This window comes from Hymenobacter sp. 5317J-9 (assembly GCF_022921075.1).
GTDB lineage: Bacteria > Bacteroidota > Bacteroidia > Cytophagales > Hymenobacteraceae > Hymenobacter.
On the sequence record NZ_CP095050.1, the window covers coordinates 5,181,466 to 5,198,275 of the forward strand.

A 16,810-nucleotide genomic window follows, 5' to 3' on the forward strand; every position below is an offset into this window, starting at 1 on the left:
CGCCCACCACCAGAGCCTTCTTTCGTGAACATTGTGCAGCATTACCGGTCCGGGCGTCTTTCGCAATACCTGCTGTGGCTGGCCTGCGTGGCGGGCGTGGTGGGCTTGCTGTCGGCCCGCTTCCTGGTGGCGCTGGCGCCCGTGGTGGGCGTGCTGGCCGTGTTGGCCAACCCCCACCTGCGCCGCGACCTGCCTCGCTACTGGCACAACGGGGCCGCCATGCGCGCGGCGGCCATCGTGGTATTTCTGCTGCTGAGCAGCCTCTACACCAGCGAGTGGCCGGTGTGGCGGCACGAGTTGTTCCGTAGCCTAACGTGGTTGGGCGTGCCGCTGGCGTTTACGGCGGCTGTGCCGCTGGCCCGCGGGCAGCGGCTGGCGGTGGGGGCGCTGTTTGTGCTGGGCACGGCGGCCGTGGGCCTGGCCACCCTGGGCCAGTACCTGCTACACCCAGAAGCGGCCAACGCAGCCATCAAAATCGGGCAGAACATGCAGGCCGTCACGCGCATTTTCCATATCCCGTTCGGGCTGATGCTGGCGCAGGCGTTTTTCTGGGGGCTGCTGCTGCGGCGGCACCCGCTGGCGGGCGTGTGGCTGCGGCGGGCGCTGCTGGCGGCGGCCGTGGCGGCGGCGGCGGTGCTGCACGTACTGGCGTATCGCACGGGGCTGCTGGTGCTGTATGCCGGCCTGCTGGCTTACGCGGGCTGGCTGCTTACGCGCCGCCACCTGGCGCTGGGCCTGGGGCTGGTGCTGGTGCTGGGCGCGGCCCCATGGCTGGCCTACCGGGCGCTGCCGTCGGTGCGAGAGCGGGTGGGCGCCACCGTGTGGGACGTGCAGCAGTTTCAGCTCCGGCACGACATCAACGACTACTCCCTGGCCCGGCGCCTGGCCGCGGCCGAAACGGCGGCCTACGTCATCAGCGAGAACTGGCTGGTGGGCGTGGGCCCGGCCGATACCCACGCCGCCATGCTGCGCCAGTATGCTTGGCACGACTACGGCCTGCGCCTCAAAAACCGCGTGGAAGTGCACAACCAATACTTAGAAGCCATGATGGGCGGCGGCCTCATCGGCCTGGCCCTGTGGCTGGCAGTGCTGCTGTGGCCCCTCACCCGGGCTTGGGCGCGGCGCAATGCGGCCATCTGCATTTTCATTCTCACCCAAGCCACCGTTGCCATGGTAGTGGATATGCTGAGCCTGCAAATCGGCCTCAACCTCTTCGTGTTCGGCTACGGCTTTCTGGTGGTGGCCGGCGAAGAGGCCAGCAAGCGAACAGTGGCACAAGCCGAGGCCACGCCAGCCCCCGCGCCCCACTACCTCGCGGCCAGCCAGGAAAGCAGGTAGCCCGACCGCCCGGGCGCCGCTTCGGAGGCCAAGGCTGCGGCCGTTTTATCTTCGGGAAATTAAAAGGCAGCTTTCGCGTTAATGCCCCGAATGGTTATCCGGCTACTGTTGCGCTGCGTGGGAATATGGCTGCTGAGCGGCTGGCTCGGCAGCATTGCGGCCCGGGCCCAAACGCCCAGTCTTGACCCCACCGCGCCCAACCAGCCCGGCCTCGCCACTCCTCCCCTGCCACCGCGCGACGCGCCGCCCCAGGCGCAGGCGCCCCGCCGCGTGCTGGCGCACCCGCGGGCGCTGCTCCTGCAAACCGAAGCGGCCGACCGGCCCATTGTGCGCCGCTACAAGGTGCGCGCCTCCGTGCCCGACTCCTTGAGCGCGCTGCGCGAAGTGCGCGACCTAGTGGTGGCCCTGCAGGGCGACGCCTACCTCACGGCCTCGGCCGACGAGCTGCACTGGAGCCGCGACACGGTGCGCGTGCGCCTCTACGTGGGCGAGCAGTTCCGCTGGGCCCGGCTGCGCAACGGCAACCTCGGCGACGGCCTGATGACGCGCGCCGGCTACCGCGAAAAGCTGTTCCGGCAAACGCCCTTCCTGCCCGACGACTGGGCCCGGCTGCAGGAGCGCATTCTCACCGAAGCCGAAAACCAGGGCTTCCCCTTCGCCACCGTGGGCCTCGATTCGGTGCAGCTCAGCGGGCGCGACATTGCCGGGCGCGTGGTGCTCAAGCGCGGCCCGGCGGTGGTGTTCGACTCGCTGCAGGTGGTGGGCAACACCAAAACCAAAAAGCGCTTCCTGACCAAGTACCTGCAGATTTTTCCGGGGCAGCCCTTCAGCCAGCAGCGGGTGGCGGGCGCGGCCCAGCTGCTGCGCCAGCTGCCTTACCTGCGGCTGCGCGCCGAGCCCGAAATCCGGTTTGCGGGCGGCAAGGCGCGCGTGTACCTGCTGCTCGACGACCGGCCCAGCAACCAGTTCGATGCCATTGTGGGCATCTTGCCCAATGCCAACGCCGACCAGACCGGCGTGCAGTTCACCGGCGACGTCACCATCAACCTGCGCAACATCAAGGGCGGCGGCAAGCAGATTGGCCTGCAGTGGCGCAAGACCGATGCCTTCTCACAGTTGCTCGACGCCCAGTACGTGCACCCCAACTTCTTCGGCTCGCCGCTGGAAATATCGGGCACGTTCAACCTCTACAAGCAAACCAACGACTTCACCACCATTCAGCCGCGCCTGCAGGTGACGTACCCCACGGCGCGGGCCGGCCGCATCAGCTTCTTTGCCGAGCAGCGCACTTCCTCCCTCGACTTTCTGAAGGACACCACCGTGCTGCCCGCCAACCTCGACTCGCAGTACAATTCCTACGGCCTGGCCTATGCCTGGGCCAACCTCGACGACCTGTTTTTTCCGCACCGCGGCGCCCTGCTGCAGCTGCAATCGGCCGTGGGCACCAAAACCATCAGCCAGAACATTCAGCTGCGGCCCGAGCTCTACGCGGGCCTGCCCATGCGCACCACCCAGTACACCTTCGCGCTGCGCGCCGAGCGCTATTTCCCGGTGAAGCGCGCCGGTGTGCTCCTGCTGCGCCTGCGCAGCGAAGGCCTGCTCAACCCGCGCCTCTACACCAACGACCTGCTGCGCCTGGGTGGACTGAACTCGCTGCGCGGCTTCAACGAAAACCAGTTCTACACCAGCTCCTTCGCCGTGGCCACGGCCGAATTCCGGCAGTTTATCGGGCCCGATTCCTACGTGTTTTTGTTTGCCGACCAGGCCTACTTGCGGCACGACGTGACCGATGACCGGTTTTCGGACCAGCCCACCGGCCTGGGGGCGGGCCTCAGCTTTCGCACGCCGGCCGGGCTGTTTCAGTTCGTGTATTCGGCGGGCCAGGCGCAGTCCATTGGCCAGCAGTTTGGCCTGAGCAACTCGAAAATCCACTTTGGTCTGACAAGCCGTTTCTAAGGATAAAGCGGGGCATGCCTACGCCATTTCGTCGGCTTTTTCGGGGAGAAAAACGCCATTTCTGCCAGCGTGGCCGGAATGCTAAAAAATGGCTCAAAAACCCCGTCAATACGACTGATATTCAGGCTCAGTAAGCCATAATTAAGATTGGTACATCATTTGTCATAGCAAGCCCGAAGCCGCCCTTAAAAACGGCTCCTTGCCATGAAACTTATCAGCCCGAAATTCATTCGTTCTATCGCCCCGCAGCTTGACTTGTTCAACACCATTGGCGGCGGCGTAGCCCAACCCCAACTGCGCGTCGACCAGCGTCCGAAAGGCGTGATTCTGCGCGTGGCCATGCCCACCGTGCCGGCCGAGAGCTTCCGCGTGGTGCTCAACCAGCAGCGCCTCACCGTATTCGGCGAGTATCGCCACGAGCCCGACGACCAGCTGGCCGCCCCGCTCTTCGTGCAGACCCTCGACCTGCCCAACAACCTCGACTTGGCCCGCATCGACGCCGTGCACGAGGGCAACGAGTTGCAGGTCCGCATTCCCTTCCTCAACCCTTCCGACCAGCAGCGCGAAATCGATATTCGCCACAATTAATAACGGGCCTTTGCCCGAATTAAATTCGCTGAACTGCTGTTGATTAACTACCTATAACGCCGGGACCGACCGGCACCGCAGTCCATCGATAACGCCGGGACCGACCGGCCACGTATTGAGTCTCTTGGGTTTCACATTGAGCCACCGCCCACAGCGGTGGCTTTGTTTTTTGGGGCCTACCCAAACAGCGGCACCAGCAGCACGAAGCTCATGAGCAGGGCCAGGTAAAACCAGCCCATCACCTGCCCGCGGTAGTGGCGCGGCAGTTTGTTGCTAAGCACGAGCACGGCCGTGATGACCAGGGCGAGGTGCAGCACAAAAAACACCATCGTCTTCAGCCAGTTGCTCACGATGGTGTTTTCGGGCTGCATCTGGTTCGATTCGCCCAGGCCCGAGGTAAGATACTGCAGGCCGTAGAAGGCAGCGGTTTCGAAGGCCACGAACAGCAGCAAGCCGATAAACAGCGACTCTTTCGAGGATTTGGGGGCTACGTCGGCCATAGCGGTTAGGGGCGCGGGCGGCCCTGCACTTCGGCCGAGCGGGCTTTAATGTAAAGGGCTTCCACCTTGGCGCGGGCCCAGGGCGTGCGCCGCAAAAACGTGAGGCTGGACTTGATGCTGGGGTTGTCGGCGAAGCAGTTCATGCGCAGGCGCGCGTCGAGCTCGGGCCAGCCGTAGGCGGCCACCAGGTACTCCAGAATGGCGGCGAGCGTGACGCCGTGCAACTCGCTGATGAGGTGGCCCGATTCGTCGCGGGCGTCGGCGGCGCGGAGGAAAGACATAGCAAAGACGGAAAGCTGGAAACGCAAAGTTGGCGAAAAGCCAGCGGCCGAGGCACGATGCCGCCGGGCGGGGCGTTATTTTTGAGCCGCACCGCCCATGCCGAATTCGTCCGCCACCCGTCGCGCCGCCCCGTCCGCCTCGCCCCGTGCCCCCCGCCGGGCCTGGCGCCGCCCGCTGCTGGCCGGCCTGCTGCTGGCGCTGGTGCTCAGCGCGATATACTACCGCCGCCACCAGGTGCAGGTGAACCGCTACGCCCGCCGGGCCTGGGCCACCTTCACTCAGAATGGCCTGACGGGCCGCGAGAAAACCCCGCTGCTGGCCGGCTATTCGGTGCACGGCATCGACGTGTCGGCCTACCAGGGGCGCATCGACTGGCCCGAGGTGGCGCGCAATAAGGTGCGGTTTGCCTTCATCAAGGCCAGCGAGGGCGCCACGCTGCGCGACCAGCGCTTTGCCCGCAACTGGAAGGAAGCCCGCAAAGCCGGGGTGCTCTGCGGCGCCTACCACTACTTCCAGCCCAACCGCGACGGCCAGGTGCAGGCCGACCTGTTTGCCCGCACCGTGCCCCTGGCCCCCGGCGACCTGCCGCCCGTGCTCGACGTGGAAGCCTCTAATTTCCACGACGTGGCCGTGCTGCGCCGCGAGGTGGCCCGCTGGCTGCGCCTCATCGAGGCGCACTACGGCGTGCGGCCCATTCTTTATTCCAACCACAGCTTCTACCGCCGCCACCTGGCCGGGCACTTCGACAGCTACCCGCTCTGGCTGGCGCACTACGAGGTGGAAAAGCCCGCCATGCCCGCCAACAAGTGGATTATCTGGCAGCACTCCGACGAAGCCTACGTGCCCGGCATCCGCGGCGTGGTCGATTTCAACGTGTTTCAGGGCAGCTTCGAGCAGCTGCAGGCCCTGCGGGTGCCGGCTCCGCGCCCCAAAGCCGCGGCCCCTTCCCCGGCTTCCAAAAGCCGGCCGGCGCGTCGGCCCTGAGTCGGGCGGCGGCCAGGAGTACGAAAGCCGCTTCGGCCGCCCGTTTCATCTTTGGCCGGTATCTTGCTCCAAACCGCCAGCCAACTTACTGCTTTGATGACTTTCCATTCCAGAGCCAACCCGCTGTCTACCCGGTTATTGCTGCTGCTATTCCTGGCGCTGGGCCTGCTGTCGTCGTGCGGCAGCAGCCGCAACGCCGGCAACGACAGCAAGGGCAACTACAGCAAGTTTTCCCAATCGGGCCTCGGGTCTTATTACGCCAACAAGTTCAACGGCCGGGCCACGGCCAGCGGCTCCATCTACCGGCCGGGCCAGATGACGGCGGCCCACAACACGCTGCCCTTCGGCACGGTCATTCGGGTCACCAACACGCGTAACGGCCGCTCCGTCGACGTGACGGTGACCGACCGCGGGCCGCACACCAAGGGCTACATCGTGGATGTGTCGCGGCGCGCGGCGGCGCAGCTCGACATCATCGAAGCCGGCGTGGTGCCCGTGCGCGTGACCGTGGTGCGGGCAGCCAGCGCACCCTAAGCCGCGCTGTCGGCACCTTATTTTTGCCCCGCAAAACTGCCCCAATGAATATTCGCAAAAAAGTCCGCTGGACGCTGCCGCCTGGCACCAACCGCTACGCCGCCCTCGACCTGTGGGTACCTGCCGCCGAAGACGAAGGCTGGTCGGAAGATGAAATCCAGTACGTCATCAACGAAGTAGTGGAAGCCGACAACGACGCTGCCGGGCTGGATGTCCTGGCCTGGTACACCGCCCGATAGCCAGCCTCCCGGCGTTGTTGGCTGCCAGGACATTCCCCTTTCTAACGAACCAACTGACGCGGGCGCAGCGCCTGGCGCAGCCATGTGCCGGCCAACGCCGCCAGCCCGCCGGCCAAGCCAGCTATGAGCCCGGCCACCAGCACCAGCACGGGCACCGAGCCGCCCAGCGGCAGCAGCTGCGCCACGCGGTGGGCCAACAAGCCGTCGTTCTGATACGCCAGCCAGGCGGCGGGCAATATCCAGCTCAGTGCCGTTCCCGCAAAGCCCGCCCAAAACGCAGCCTTGCCGCTAGGCGCAATGGCCAGGCCGACCACGAAAGCCACCACGGCCAGGCTCCACCACGGCAGGTCCAGCTGCACGGCCGAGGCCAGCACGAGAATGAGAATAGGTAAAAGCCAGGGGTTGCGCCAGTTCATGTAGGCAAGATAGTGCTTTGCCGGGTAGTGTCATTGCGAGTCCGCAGACCGTGCAATGCCAAGCTGGCCCGTGTGCCCATGCCTCAGGCGGCGGCCAGCACTTCCGGGTCGTTGTTAGCTGGCGAGTTCACGCGCTTGCTGATGACGTATTCCTGCATGGCGGCGGCATCGTAGGGCAACAACAGGTCCTGGTGGGCCTTCAGGCCCAGGCCGTCGTCGAGCCAGGCCTGCTCGGCGGCGCGGGTGGGCAGAATGACCGGCATGCGGTTGTGAATATTGGCCATCAGCTCGTTGGGCTCGGTGGTGATGATGGTGAAGGTGGGGTGCACCTCGCCGGTGCCGCGGTCCACCCACTCATCCCAGAGCCCGGCGAAGGCGAAGGGCTGCTCATTGCGCAGCAGGATGCGGTGCGGCACCTTGCCGGCCGGCGTGGCCTGCCACTCAAAAAAGCTGTCGGCCAGCACCAGGCAGCGCTTGCGCCCCAGCAGCTGCCGGAAGCTGGGTTTCTCGGCCAGCGTTTCGGCGCGGGCGTTGATGGGCTTGGGGCCGGCGGCGGGGTCCTTGCTCCAGCCGGGCACCAAGCCCCAGCTCAGTAGCTGAATCTGGCCGGGGGCGGCGTTGGTGATGATGGGCAGGCGCTGCGAGGGCGCGGCGTTGTAAGTAGTGGGCGCGGGCTCGGTGAACGTGGCATCGAAGCGCTGCTCAATGGTTGGCGCGGGGGCAATGAAGGTGTAGCGGCCACACATGGGGAGGAAGGGAAATAGTGGAAAGGAAAATAGCTGTCATTCTGAACGCAGTGAAGGACCTTATCACGCCCGGACGAGTCGTTTATACGACAATCGTTCCGACGTGATAAGGTCCTTCACTGCGTTCAGGATGACAGCCGACCTCTAATGGGCCAACCGTCCCGCTTACTTACGCTTTGTACAGCAGCTCGTAGTACTCCTTGGCCATGCGGCCGCTCTCGAACTCCGGCTCCACGTCCTTCATGGCGGTTTTCACCACTTTCAGGAAGTTTTTGGGCTGGTCGTAGTACAGCGGCAGCACGGTGTTTTCGAGCACGTCGAGCAGGGTGGTGGCCTCCTGGTCGTCCTTCACGTTTTCGGGCAGGTTTTCATCGGCGTGGGCAATGAGGAAGCCGTTTTCGCCGTCGCGGCAGAACTCCGGAATCCAGCCGTCGGCGATGCTCAGGTTCACGCTGGCGTTCATGGCGGCGGTCATGCCGCTGGTGCCGCTGGCCTCGCGCGGGAAGCGCGGCGTGTTCAGCCAGATGTCGGAGCCCTTCTTGAGGGCGGCCGACAAGCCCAGCTCGTAGCCGGTGAGCACGGCGCAGTTTTTCAGGTGAGCCGTGCGCTTCATGATGTCATTGAACAAAGCCACCGCGCCGAAATCCTTCGGGTAGGGCTTGCCGGCCCAAATCATTTGGATGGGGCGCTTGGTGTTGCTGGCCAGCTCCACGAAGCGCTCAAAGTGACGTAGAATGAGGTCGGCGCGCTTGTAGCCGGCGAAGCGGCGGGCCCACACGATGGTGATGACCTCGGGGTCGAAGACGTTGCCGGTCTGGTCGGCCACGATTTTGAACAGCTCTTTTTTCAGCTCCTGCTTGCGGGCCAGCAGGTCGGCGTCGCTCTTACTTTTGAGGGCGGCGGCCAGCTGCGGGTCGCGCCAGTAGGTACCGTTCTGGCTGTTGGTGATGGGGATGATGGGGCATATGCCCTCGTAATGGCCCCACATTTCGTTGGCCACGCGGCCGTGCACCTTGCTCACGGCGTTGGCTTTGCGCGCGAAGCGCAGGGCCGTGAGGGTGTAGTTCAGGGCGTCGCCCTCGCCGATGCGGGCCACGCGGCGCACTTCCTCCTCGGGCATGGTGCCGAAGAAGGTCATGTCCGTCAGCAGCTTCATGGGGCGCTCCTCGTTGCCGGCCAGCTCGGGCGTGTGCGTGGTGAACACCAAGCGTTTCTGCACTTCGGCCAAGTCGCGGCCGTGCTTTTCGTAGAGGTAGAACGCCAGCGGCAGGCCGTGGCCCTCGTTGAGGTGGTACACGTCGGTTTTGCGGCCGAGCACATCGAGCAGCTTGCCGCCGCCCACGCCCAGCAGGATGCTCTGGGCCACGCGGGCCGCGGCGTCCGGGTCGTAGAGGTGGTGCGAGATGGTGCGCGAGATGTAGTCGTTCTCGGGGATGTCGGTGGTGAGGAAGAACATGGGCACGGTGCCGAACACCTCCGGGGCCAGGTACATCGCCTTCACCTGCACATCGGCGCCGTGAATGGTGATGGGAAACACGATGCCCGTGTCCTGCAAAAACGAGTAGTGCTTCTGGCGAAACTCGGCGCGCATGGTCTGGTCTTCGGCGCGGCCCTGGTCGTAGTAGCCAAAGCTCCACAGAATGCTGATGCCCACCAGGTTTTGCTTCAGCTCGAAGCCCGAGCGCATGTGCGAGCCGGCTAGGAAGCCCAAGCCGCCGGAGTAGGTTTTGAGGGCCTGGTCGACGGCGAATTCCATCGAGAAATACGCGGCGGCCGTCTTGTATTTGGCCGCGGGAGCGTAAGGTTTGAACGTAAAAGCCATAAGGAAATACTGCGCCAGCCAAGGCTGGCATGTAGGGAAATTCGGGTGAAAAAGTAACGCTGCCAGGCAGGCGGCAGCTCAACGAAGCCGCAATGTGCAAACGTTTCGACAAATAAAGCGAAAGCCCAATATTGCACCCGCCGGGCACACGCCTAGCTGCGCAGCGAAGGAAGCTGCGTTCTGCCGCCGTAAGTGGGGTTTGGTGCGGAAAATGAGGGATTCGCTTAGCTCACACTGGCCACGCCTTTGAGCTGCTGCAGCTTGCGCAGGGTGGCCTGCGAGGCCTGGTGCTGGCGCTCCACAGCCTGGCGGGCGGCGCCGGTGAGCTCGGCCGACTCCAAGGCTTCGGTGTAGGCCTTGATGGCCCATTCTTCGCCGTAGATGTTGGAATCCAGAATGCTGGCCTCGCTGCGGTTGGTGACAAGGGCTTTGGCATCCATGAAGCCGCGGTAGAACTTGCCTTTGAGCGTGGTGCTGCTTTCGGCGTCGCCGCCGGCGGCTTGGGCAAAATCGTTCAGGTCGCGTACGAACTGCTCGCTCTGCGCTACCAGCTGCTGGTAGTAGGCCTGGTTTTGTGGGTCTTTGGTTTCGTGGGCGGCGGTTTGGTAGCCCTCGATGCGGTCGTTTACGAACAGGGTGAGTTCGTTGAGGGTGTCAGCTAGTTTGGAGTTTTCGGCCATGGGTGCGGGGTGTGGGGAGGGGGTGGTGGGGCCGCGGGGCCGGCCCCGGCAACCATCCATAACGGGAGCCGCGAGCACAGAGTTGGCAATAATTCGCTCATCCGGTGATAAATACAAATTCTGGCGGAGTGCCGGGCACTTGTCTCGGGCACGGCAAACAACGGCTGTGCTCCTCCCTGTTGCGTTTGGAACCGGCCCACCAACGCGCCGGCCTGGCCCTCCCGGCCGCCACGCGCATTGCCAAAATCGTACTTTTGGTGCGCAAACGTTTCCACCACCCGCTTCGCCTCTCATGAAACTCACTCATTTGCTACTGGCCGCGGCGTCCGCGTTGGCCGCCTCGTCTCCTGCGTTGGCCAAAGCCGGCCCGCCGACCACCGCCGTTGCCAAACCTGCGGCCGGCGTTCGCATCGACCCTACTTACTGGTGGGTGGGCATGAAAAACCCCAAGCTGCAGTTGCTGGTGCACGCGCCGGGCGTGGGCGCCAGCGCCGCCAGCCTGGCCACGTATGCCGGCGTGAGCCTGGAAGGCACCCAGAAGCTGGAGAACCCCAACTACCTGGTGGTCAATCTCAACATTACCCCCGCTGCCAAGCCAGGCCAGCTCAAGCTCACTTTCAAAGGGGCCAAAACGCTGAACTACAGCTATGAGTTGCGCGCCCGCAATACGGACCCGCAGCGCACCCAGGGCCTCACGCAGGCCGACTTCATTTACATGTTGATGCCGGACCGTTTTGCGAACGGCGACCCGAAGAACGACGTGGTGAAGGGCACCCGCGCCCCCCGCGTGGCCCGCGACTCGATGTACGCCCGCCACGGCGGCGACCTGAAGGGCATTGCCACCCATTTCGATTACTTCAAGCAGCTGGGCGCTACGGCCATCTGGCCCACGCCGGTCATCGAAAACGACATGCCCAAGGCTAGCTACCACGGCTACGCCATGACGGACTGCTACAAGATTGACCCGCGTTACGGCACCAACGCCGAGTACCAGCAATTTGTGAAGGACGCCCACGCCCAGGGCCTGAAAGTGGTGCAGGACATCGTGCTGAACCATTGGGGCAGCTACCACCACTTGTTCCTCGACAAGCCGGCGGCCGACTGGTTCCACGCCTTCCCCACCTTCACGCGCAGCAACTACAACGCTTTCGCCCTCAACGACCCACACGGCTCGAAGCGCGACTACCAGCTGTTCAACGACGGCTGGTTTGATACGACCATGCCCGACGTGAACCAGAGCAACCCGCTGGTTTCCACCTACGTGATTCAGAACTTTCTGTGGTGGGTGGAGTCGACGGGCATCGACGGCTACCGCATTGATACTTACCCCTATTCCGACCCGCAGTTTCTCATGGCGTTTGGTAAAGCCATTGGGGACGAATATCCTAAGCTGGCACAGTTTGGCGAAGCCTGGGAAGGCACCGAGGCCGAGCAGGCCTTCTACGCCCAGAACATCCTGCCGCCCGTGAACGGCTTCAAGTCAAACCTGCCTGGCGTGCTCGATTTTCAAATCAGCTTCGCCATTTCTGATGCCTTGAAAACCGAAAACGGCGACCTGAGCAAGCTCTACCACGCCCTGCAGGCCGACTGGCTGTACGTGGACGCCACGCGCAACGTGCCGTTTCTGGACAACCACGACATGAGCCGCTTCTACTCGGTGATTGGCGAGGACTTCAACAAGTTCAAGACGGGCATTGCCTGGCTGCTCACGCTGCGCGGCACGCCGCAGCTCTACTACGGCACCGAGGTGCTGATGAAAAACTTCTCGAACCCCGACGGCAAGGTGCGCGAGGACTTTCCGGGCGGCTGGGCCGGTGATAAGCTGAACTACTTTGCGTCGCGGCCGGGCCAGGCCGGCGAGGCCTTCGACTACGTGAGCAAGCTGGCTAACTACCGCAAAACGCACCCGGTGCTGAGCAGCGGCAAGCTGATGCAGTTTATCCCGCAGGATGGCGTGTACACGTATTTCCGCTACAACGACGCGGGTGAGTGCGTGATGATTATCGCCAACAACACCAAGGATGAGAAGAAAGTGGACGGCATGCGCTTCGCGGAACGGACGGACGGCTTCTCGTCCGGGATGGAGGTGGTGAGCGGAGCGACGATTTCAGATTTGAAGACGCTGAACGTGCCGCCGCACACGGCCTGGGTGGTGGAGCTGCGGAAATAGCGCAAGGTTTCGCGAGGGTAAGGAAGGTTTCGCTAGGTGCCTAACGCCTGCTTTGTAACTTCCTTAAATCTCGCGAAAACCTTGCGAAACCTCTTTTACCCTCGCGAAACCTTGCGCCCATGACCGACCTCACCAACCAAGTAGCCATTGTATCCGGCGCGAGCCGCGGCATTGGCAAAGCCATTGCGCTGCTCCTGGCCCTGCAGGGCGCCAAAGTGGTGGCCGTGGCCCGCAGCGAGCAGGAGCTGGAAGACCTGACCCACAAAACCCGGGGCCTGTGCATCGTGGCCGACATTGCCGACGAGGAAGACGCCCGGCACGTGGTGGCCGAAACCCTGCGTCACTACGGCCGCCTCGACATTGTGGTGTGCAACGCCGGCGTGGGCTCGTTCAACGAGCTGGAGCATTTCGAGGCCGCCGAGTGGGACCGGATATTCGACACCAACGTGAAAGGCACTTTCCTGCTCTGCAAGGCTGCCGTGCCCCACCTCAAGGCCCAGAAGCGCGGCCACATTGTGGGCATCACTTCTGACGTGGCCCGGCGCACCTTTGCCCACGGCACGGCCTATGGCGCCAGCAAGTTTGCCCAGGATGCCGTGCTGGCCAGCCTGCGCAAGGAAGTGCGCCCCCACGGCGTCAAGGTGAGCACCATCTACCCGGGCCTGGTCGACACCTATTTCAACGACACCAAGCCCGGCAGCGCGGACGCTGAGAAAACCCACCTGCGCCCCGCCGACGTGGCCCAGGCCGTGCGCTACGTGCTGGAAGCCCCCACCCACGTGGTGGTCGACGAGCTGATGCTGCACCCGCTCACGCAGGAGTGGTAGAGTTCAATGGGTGAATGAGCGAATGGGTGAATGGCTGAATGAGCAAACATCCGCAGTCATTCGCCCATTCAGCCATTCACTCATTCACCAATTGCCTATCTTGCCGCATCATGAAACAATTGTTGCTGGCTGGCAGCCTCCTTGCTTTGGCTGCATTCGCTTTGCCCAACCCGCCCGTGGCCAAAAAACCCACCGCCCAGGACCCCAACACCACCGCGGAAGTCCCCCAGGACAACAAGCTCGTCATCTACCAGGTGATGACGCGGCTGTTCGGCAACAAAGTGGCTTTGAATAAGCCCTACGGCACCATCACGGAGAACGGCTGCGGCAAGTTCAACGACATCACCGATAAGGCGCTTGACGAAATCAAGAAGCTGGGCGTGAGCCATGTGTGGTACACCGGCGTGCTCGAACACGCCACCATGACGGACTATACCTCGCAGGGCATCCCGGCCGACGACGCCGACGTGGTGAAGGGCCGCGCGGGCTCGCCCTACGCCATCAAGGACTACTACGACGTGGCCCCCGACCTGGCCGTGACGGTGAAAAACCGTATGCCCGAGTACGAGGCTCTCATCAAGCGCACCCACGACCACGGCCTGAAAGTGCTGATGGACTTTATTCCGAACCACGTGGCCCGTTCCTACAAGTCGGACGCCAAGCCGCAGGGCGTGGTGGACCTGGGCGCGACGGACGACAAAACCAAAGCTTTCGCCCCCAACAACAACTTCTACTACCTGCCCGGCAAGAGCTTCGTGGTGCCGCCCGATTACAACCCGCTGGGCCCCGGCAAAGGCCCGCGCGAAGACGGCAAGTACACCGAAACACCCGCCCGCGCCACCGGAAACGACGTTTTCTCGGAAGCGCCCAGCGTGAACGACTGGTTCGAGACCATCAAGCTGAACTACGGCGTCGACTACCAGAACGCCCGCAAAGGCTACTTCGCTCCCGTGCCCGACACCTGGAAGAAGATGCGCGACATCCTGGTGTTCTGGGCCGGCAAAAACGTGGACGGCTTCCGCTGCGACATGGCCGAAATGGTGCCCGTGGAGTTCTGGGCCTGGGTAATTCCGGAGGTTAAAAAGGTGAACCCGGGCATCATTTTCATTGCCGAAGCCTACAACGCCAAGGAGTATAAAACCTACCTCTCCACCGGCAAATTCGACTTTCTCTACGACAAGGTGGGCCTCTACGACGGCCTGCGCCGGCTCATGACGGGCACCGGTACCACCGACGACATCACCAAAGTGTGGAAGGAGGAAAGCAACGGCTTCTCGTCCAAAATGCTGCGCTTTCTGGAAAACCACGACGAGCAGCGCATTGCTTCCAAAGACTTCGCCACCGACCCCAAGCGCGCCGTGCCGGCCATGACCGTGACGGCCACCCTGGCCAGCGGGCCGGTGATGCTCTACATGGGCCAGGAGGTGGGCGAGCCCGCCCACGGCGCCGAAGGCTTCAGCAGCGAAGACGGCCGCACCAGCATCTTCGACTACTGGGGCGTGCCCGAGCACCAGAAATGGATGAACCAGGGCAAGTTTGATGGCGGCAAGCTCAGCCCCGAGCAGAAAGACCTGCGCCAGTTCTACGCCCGCCTGCTCACCGTGACGAGCCAGAGCGAGGCCCTGCGCAAAGGCCGCTTCTACGAACTGCAGGACGCCAACAACCTCGGCAAGGAGTACGACCAGCGCCGCGTCTACTCTTACCTGCGCTACACTGATAAGCAGCAGGTGCTGGTGGTGGTCAATTTCTCGGCCGACAAAACCTACCGCCCCACCATCACCATCCCCGCCGAGGCGATGACGGCCATGGGCCTGAGCACCAAAAAATTCTACACCTACACCGACCTGCTCGACACCGACGAACCGCGCAACGGCCTCAACCTGACGCTGGCCCCGCTGTCGGCGTACATTTTCGAGATAAAGCCGCGCTAACGTTTGCGCAGGGTAGCGCGATTCCTTAAATTTGAAGGCTGTGGGGCCCCGGTTACGGGCGCGTCGCAGCCTTCACTCTTTCCCTCCCCTCATGGCCGCTCCCACCGCCGCACCCACTACTAGCACCAGCGTCAAGCCCCGCCTCAGCTTCTGGCAAATCTGGAACATGAGCTTCGGCTTTCTCGGCATTCAGTTCGGTTTTGAACTGCAGAACTCCAACGTGAGCCGCATTTTTGAAACCCTTGGTGCCAGCAAAGACGACCTGCCACTGCTCTGGATTGCGGCCCCGCTCACGGGCTTGCTGGTACAGCCGATTATCGGCTACTTCTCCGACCGCACCTGGCATCCTACTTGGGGGCGGCGGCGGCCATTCTTCTTCATGGGAGCCGTGCTGGCAGCCCTGGCGCTGTTTTTTATGCCCAATTCGGGGTCGTTGCTGATAGCTGCCGGGATGCTGTGGGTGATGGATGCGAGCATCAACATATCAATGGAGCCGTTCCGGGCATTCGTGGGCGACCTGCTGCCCACCAGTCAGCGCACCACGGGCTTCGCTACCCAAAGCTTCTTTATCGGAGTCGGGTCGGTTATCGCGGCGGGGCTGCCCTGGGTATTCACCAACTGGTTTCACATTGCTAATACTGCGCCCCAAGGCCTCATTCCGCCATCGGTGAAGTACGCGTTTTATGCGGGTGGGCTGGCTCTATTTCTGGCCGTGATATACACCGTGTTCACCACGCGCGAGTATCCGCCGGCCGACATGGCCGAGTTTGAGCGCGAGAAAGCCGAAGGCGGCGTATTTGATGGCTTGAAGCAGTCGTTTTTGGGTGTATTCAACATGCCCAAGGCCATGCAGCAGTTGGCAGTGGTACAGCTTTTTACCTGGTTTGCACTGTTTGCGATGTGGATTTATTCCACCAATGCCATTACGAGCAACATCTACAACATGCACGTCGACAACGAGCTGTTTGCCAAGATTTCGCAGCAGGTGAATGCTGCCAGCGCTACGGTGCAGAATGTGCCAGCCAAGAGCTTTTTTGACTTGAGCAAAACCACTCCGGCGGAGCAGGAGGCTAAAAAGCTGGCAGCCCTGCGCACCGACCTGGCCGAAATCAACGAATTTCAGCCGGGCACACCCGACAAGGTCATTACCACCAGTTTAGCTGGCTATGCCCTGGCTGGTGGTCAACTCACGGCCGCCGAAACCTCCACGCTCAAGCGCGTGCAGCAGCAGTACAACGATGGGGCCGACTGGCTGGGCGTCTGCTCGTCGGTGCGCAACGGGGTGGCGGCCGTGTTTGCCTTCTTACTGCCCGTACTGGCTCGCCGCAGCAGCCGGCGTTTCACCCATATGCTTTGTCTGGTGGCTGGTGGATTAGGGCTGGTGTCGCTGCTGTTCGTGCACAACCCCCATTTTCTGGTTGTGTCGATGGCTCTGGTGGGCATTGCCTGGGCCAGCATCCTGTCCATGCCCTATGCCATGCTCGCGGGGGCCTTGCCAGCGAATAAAATGGGGTATTATATGGGGGTGTTCAACTTCTTCATCGTTACGCCGCAAATCATCGCCTCAGTAGGACTAGGTTTTTTAACCCGTTACCTGTTTCACGGCAATACGCTCTACGCGTTGGTTTTGGGCGGCGCCGGGATGATAGCGGGCGGTCTGCTTTCGCTGCGGGTCCAGGACAATGATGATATTCACTTACCTGTTGAAGAAGAAGCTAACATCTTGGGCTACGATGCCCAGGCCCCGGCTAATCCGCAGGTGTAACATTAACGTTTCCCGGAAAAAAGCCCGCTTCT

Annotated in this window: 16 protein-coding genes; 10 read left to right on the forward strand and 6 right to left on the reverse strand. The window is 62.9% G+C overall.

Annotated elements, in window-relative coordinates; translation table 11 throughout:
- The first annotated feature begins 24 nt into the window (after positions 1 to 24).
- The 3 genes from MUN81_RS21750 (at position 25) to MUN81_RS21760 (ending at position 3,882) form a co-directional block, all read left to right on the forward strand.
- Positions 25 to 1,338 (forward strand): O-antigen ligase family protein, encoded by a 1,314-nt coding sequence (locus tag MUN81_RS21750; protein ID WP_245114242.1) that lies wholly within the window; start codon positions 25 to 27, stop codon positions 1,336 to 1,338.
- A 90-nt stretch (positions 1,339 to 1,428) separates the two neighbouring features.
- The gene (locus MUN81_RS21755; RefSeq protein WP_245114244.1) at positions 1,429 to 3,294 is read left to right on the forward strand and encodes a BamA/TamA family outer membrane protein; all 1,866 of its coding nucleotides are present in this window, start codon (positions 1,429 to 1,431) and stop codon (positions 3,292 to 3,294) included.
- Between the two features lie 204 nt (positions 3,295 to 3,498).
- Positions 3,499 to 3,882 (forward strand): Hsp20/alpha crystallin family protein, encoded by a 384-nt coding sequence (locus MUN81_RS21760; protein ID WP_190926867.1) that lies wholly within the window; start codon positions 3,499 to 3,501, stop codon positions 3,880 to 3,882.
- A 176-nt stretch (positions 3,883 to 4,058) separates the two neighbouring features.
- On the opposite strand, the gene MUN81_RS21765 is transcribed toward MUN81_RS21760, so the two are convergent.
- Positions 4,059 to 4,382, reverse strand: coding sequence for a hypothetical protein (locus MUN81_RS21765; RefSeq protein WP_245114247.1), 324 nt, complete (start codon positions 4,380 to 4,382; stop codon positions 4,059 to 4,061).
- A 5-nt stretch (positions 4,383 to 4,387) separates the two neighbouring features.
- On the reverse strand, positions 4,388 to 4,663 hold the full coding sequence (locus MUN81_RS21770) for a VF530 family protein (RefSeq protein WP_190926863.1): 276 nt from the start codon (positions 4,661 to 4,663) through the stop codon (positions 4,388 to 4,390).
- A 97-nt stretch (positions 4,664 to 4,760) separates the two neighbouring features.
- Between MUN81_RS21770 and MUN81_RS21775 the strand changes: the two genes are divergently transcribed.
- The 3 genes from MUN81_RS21775 to MUN81_RS21785 all read left to right on the forward strand — a co-directional run bounded on the left by MUN81_RS21775 (position 4,761) and on the right by MUN81_RS21785 (position 6,421).
- On the forward strand, positions 4,761 to 5,648 hold the full coding sequence (locus tag MUN81_RS21775) for a glycoside hydrolase family 25 protein (protein ID WP_245114250.1): 888 nt from the start codon (positions 4,761 to 4,763) through the stop codon (positions 5,646 to 5,648).
- 96 nt (positions 5,649 to 5,744) lie between these two features.
- Positions 5,745 to 6,182: a septal ring lytic transglycosylase RlpA family protein gene (locus MUN81_RS21780; RefSeq protein ID WP_245114251.1), complete on the forward strand. Its 438-nt coding sequence runs from the start codon at positions 5,745 to 5,747 to the stop codon at positions 6,180 to 6,182.
- Between the two features lie 44 nt (positions 6,183 to 6,226).
- Positions 6,227 to 6,421 (forward strand): hypothetical protein, encoded by a 195-nt coding sequence (locus MUN81_RS21785; RefSeq protein ID WP_245114253.1) that lies wholly within the window; start codon positions 6,227 to 6,229, stop codon positions 6,419 to 6,421.
- A 41-nt stretch (positions 6,422 to 6,462) separates the two neighbouring features.
- Here MUN81_RS21785 and MUN81_RS21790 read toward each other — a convergent pair whose 3' ends face one another.
- The 4 genes from MUN81_RS21790 to MUN81_RS21805 form a co-directional block, all read right to left on the reverse strand.
- Positions 6,463 to 6,837 carry a hypothetical protein gene (locus MUN81_RS21790; RefSeq protein WP_245114254.1) on the reverse strand — a complete coding sequence of 125 codons (375 nt, stop codon included), beginning with the start codon at positions 6,835 to 6,837 and terminating at the stop codon, positions 6,463 to 6,465.
- Between the two features lie 83 nt (positions 6,838 to 6,920).
- Positions 6,921 to 7,583, reverse strand: coding sequence for an SOS response-associated peptidase (locus MUN81_RS21795; RefSeq protein WP_245114256.1), 663 nt, complete (start codon positions 7,581 to 7,583; stop codon positions 6,921 to 6,923).
- A 169-nt stretch (positions 7,584 to 7,752) separates the two neighbouring features.
- Positions 7,753 to 9,405: an alpha-glucan family phosphorylase gene (glgP, locus tag MUN81_RS21800; protein WP_245114257.1), complete on the reverse strand. Its 1,653-nt coding sequence runs from the start codon at positions 9,403 to 9,405 to the stop codon at positions 7,753 to 7,755.
- A gap of 224 nt (positions 9,406 to 9,629) precedes the next feature.
- Positions 9,630 to 10,085 (reverse strand): PA2169 family four-helix-bundle protein, encoded by a 456-nt coding sequence (locus MUN81_RS21805; RefSeq protein ID WP_245114258.1) that lies wholly within the window; start codon positions 10,083 to 10,085, stop codon positions 9,630 to 9,632.
- 292 nt (positions 10,086 to 10,377) lie between these two features.
- On the opposite strand from MUN81_RS21805, the gene MUN81_RS21810 reads away from it, so the two are divergent.
- The 4 genes from MUN81_RS21810 to MUN81_RS21825 all read left to right on the forward strand — a co-directional run bounded on the left by MUN81_RS21810 (position 10,378) and on the right by MUN81_RS21825 (position 16,778).
- On the forward strand, positions 10,378 to 12,255 hold the full coding sequence (locus tag MUN81_RS21810; RefSeq protein WP_245114260.1) for an alpha-amylase family glycosyl hydrolase: 1,878 nt from the start codon (positions 10,378 to 10,380) through the stop codon (positions 12,253 to 12,255).
- Positions 12,256 to 12,374: 119 nt separating this feature from the next.
- On the forward strand, positions 12,375 to 13,082 hold the full coding sequence (locus MUN81_RS21815; RefSeq protein WP_245114262.1) for an SDR family oxidoreductase: 708 nt from the start codon (positions 12,375 to 12,377) through the stop codon (positions 13,080 to 13,082).
- A gap of 110 nt (positions 13,083 to 13,192) precedes the next feature.
- The gene (locus tag MUN81_RS21820) at positions 13,193 to 15,013 is read left to right on the forward strand and encodes an alpha-amylase family glycosyl hydrolase (protein ID WP_245114263.1); all 1,821 of its coding nucleotides are present in this window, start codon (positions 13,193 to 13,195) and stop codon (positions 15,011 to 15,013) included.
- A gap of 91 nt (positions 15,014 to 15,104) precedes the next feature.
- Positions 15,105 to 16,778, forward strand: a complete 1,674-nt coding sequence (locus MUN81_RS21825) for an MFS transporter (RefSeq protein ID WP_245114264.1) — start codon at positions 15,105 to 15,107, stop codon at positions 16,776 to 16,778.
- The last annotated feature ends 32 nt before the right edge of the window (positions 16,779 to 16,810 follow it).

Bases quoted from the DNA above. Each gene is read 5' to 3' on its own strand.
- MUN81_RS21755 (WP_245114244.1), top strand. From the start codon at position 1,429: ATGGTTATCCGGCTACTGTTGCGCTGCGTGGGAATATGGCTGCTGAGC.
- MUN81_RS21760 (WP_190926867.1), top strand. From the start codon at position 3,499: ATGAAACTTATCAGCCCGAAATTCATTCGTTCTATCGCCCCGCAGCTT.
- MUN81_RS21765 (WP_245114247.1), bottom strand. From the start codon at position 4,382: ATGGCCGACGTAGCCCCCAAATCCTCGAAAGAGTCGCTGTTTATCGGC.
- MUN81_RS21770 (WP_190926863.1), bottom strand. From the start codon at position 4,663: ATGTCTTTCCTCCGCGCCGCCGACGCCCGCGACGAATCGGGCCACCTC.
- MUN81_RS21775 (WP_245114250.1), top strand. From the start codon at position 4,761: ATGCCGAATTCGTCCGCCACCCGTCGCGCCGCCCCGTCCGCCTCGCCC.
- MUN81_RS21780 (WP_245114251.1), top strand. From the start codon at position 5,745: ATGACTTTCCATTCCAGAGCCAACCCGCTGTCTACCCGGTTATTGCTG.
- MUN81_RS21785 (WP_245114253.1), top strand. From the start codon at position 6,227: ATGAATATTCGCAAAAAAGTCCGCTGGACGCTGCCGCCTGGCACCAAC.
- MUN81_RS21790 (WP_245114254.1), bottom strand. From the start codon at position 6,837: ATGAACTGGCGCAACCCCTGGCTTTTACCTATTCTCATTCTCGTGCTG.
- MUN81_RS21795 (WP_245114256.1), bottom strand. From the start codon at position 7,583: ATGTGTGGCCGCTACACCTTCATTGCCCCCGCGCCAACCATTGAGCAG.
- glgP (WP_245114257.1), bottom strand. From the start codon at position 9,405: ATGGCTTTTACGTTCAAACCTTACGCTCCCGCGGCCAAATACAAGACG.
- MUN81_RS21805 (WP_245114258.1), bottom strand. From the start codon at position 10,085: ATGGCCGAAAACTCCAAACTAGCTGACACCCTCAACGAACTCACCCTG.
- MUN81_RS21810 (WP_245114260.1), top strand. From the start codon at position 10,378: ATGAAACTCACTCATTTGCTACTGGCCGCGGCGTCCGCGTTGGCCGCC.
- MUN81_RS21815 (WP_245114262.1), top strand. From the start codon at position 12,375: ATGACCGACCTCACCAACCAAGTAGCCATTGTATCCGGCGCGAGCCGC.
- MUN81_RS21820 (WP_245114263.1), top strand. From the start codon at position 13,193: ATGAAACAATTGTTGCTGGCTGGCAGCCTCCTTGCTTTGGCTGCATTC.
- MUN81_RS21825 (WP_245114264.1), top strand. From the start codon at position 15,105: ATGGCCGCTCCCACCGCCGCACCCACTACTAGCACCAGCGTCAAGCCC.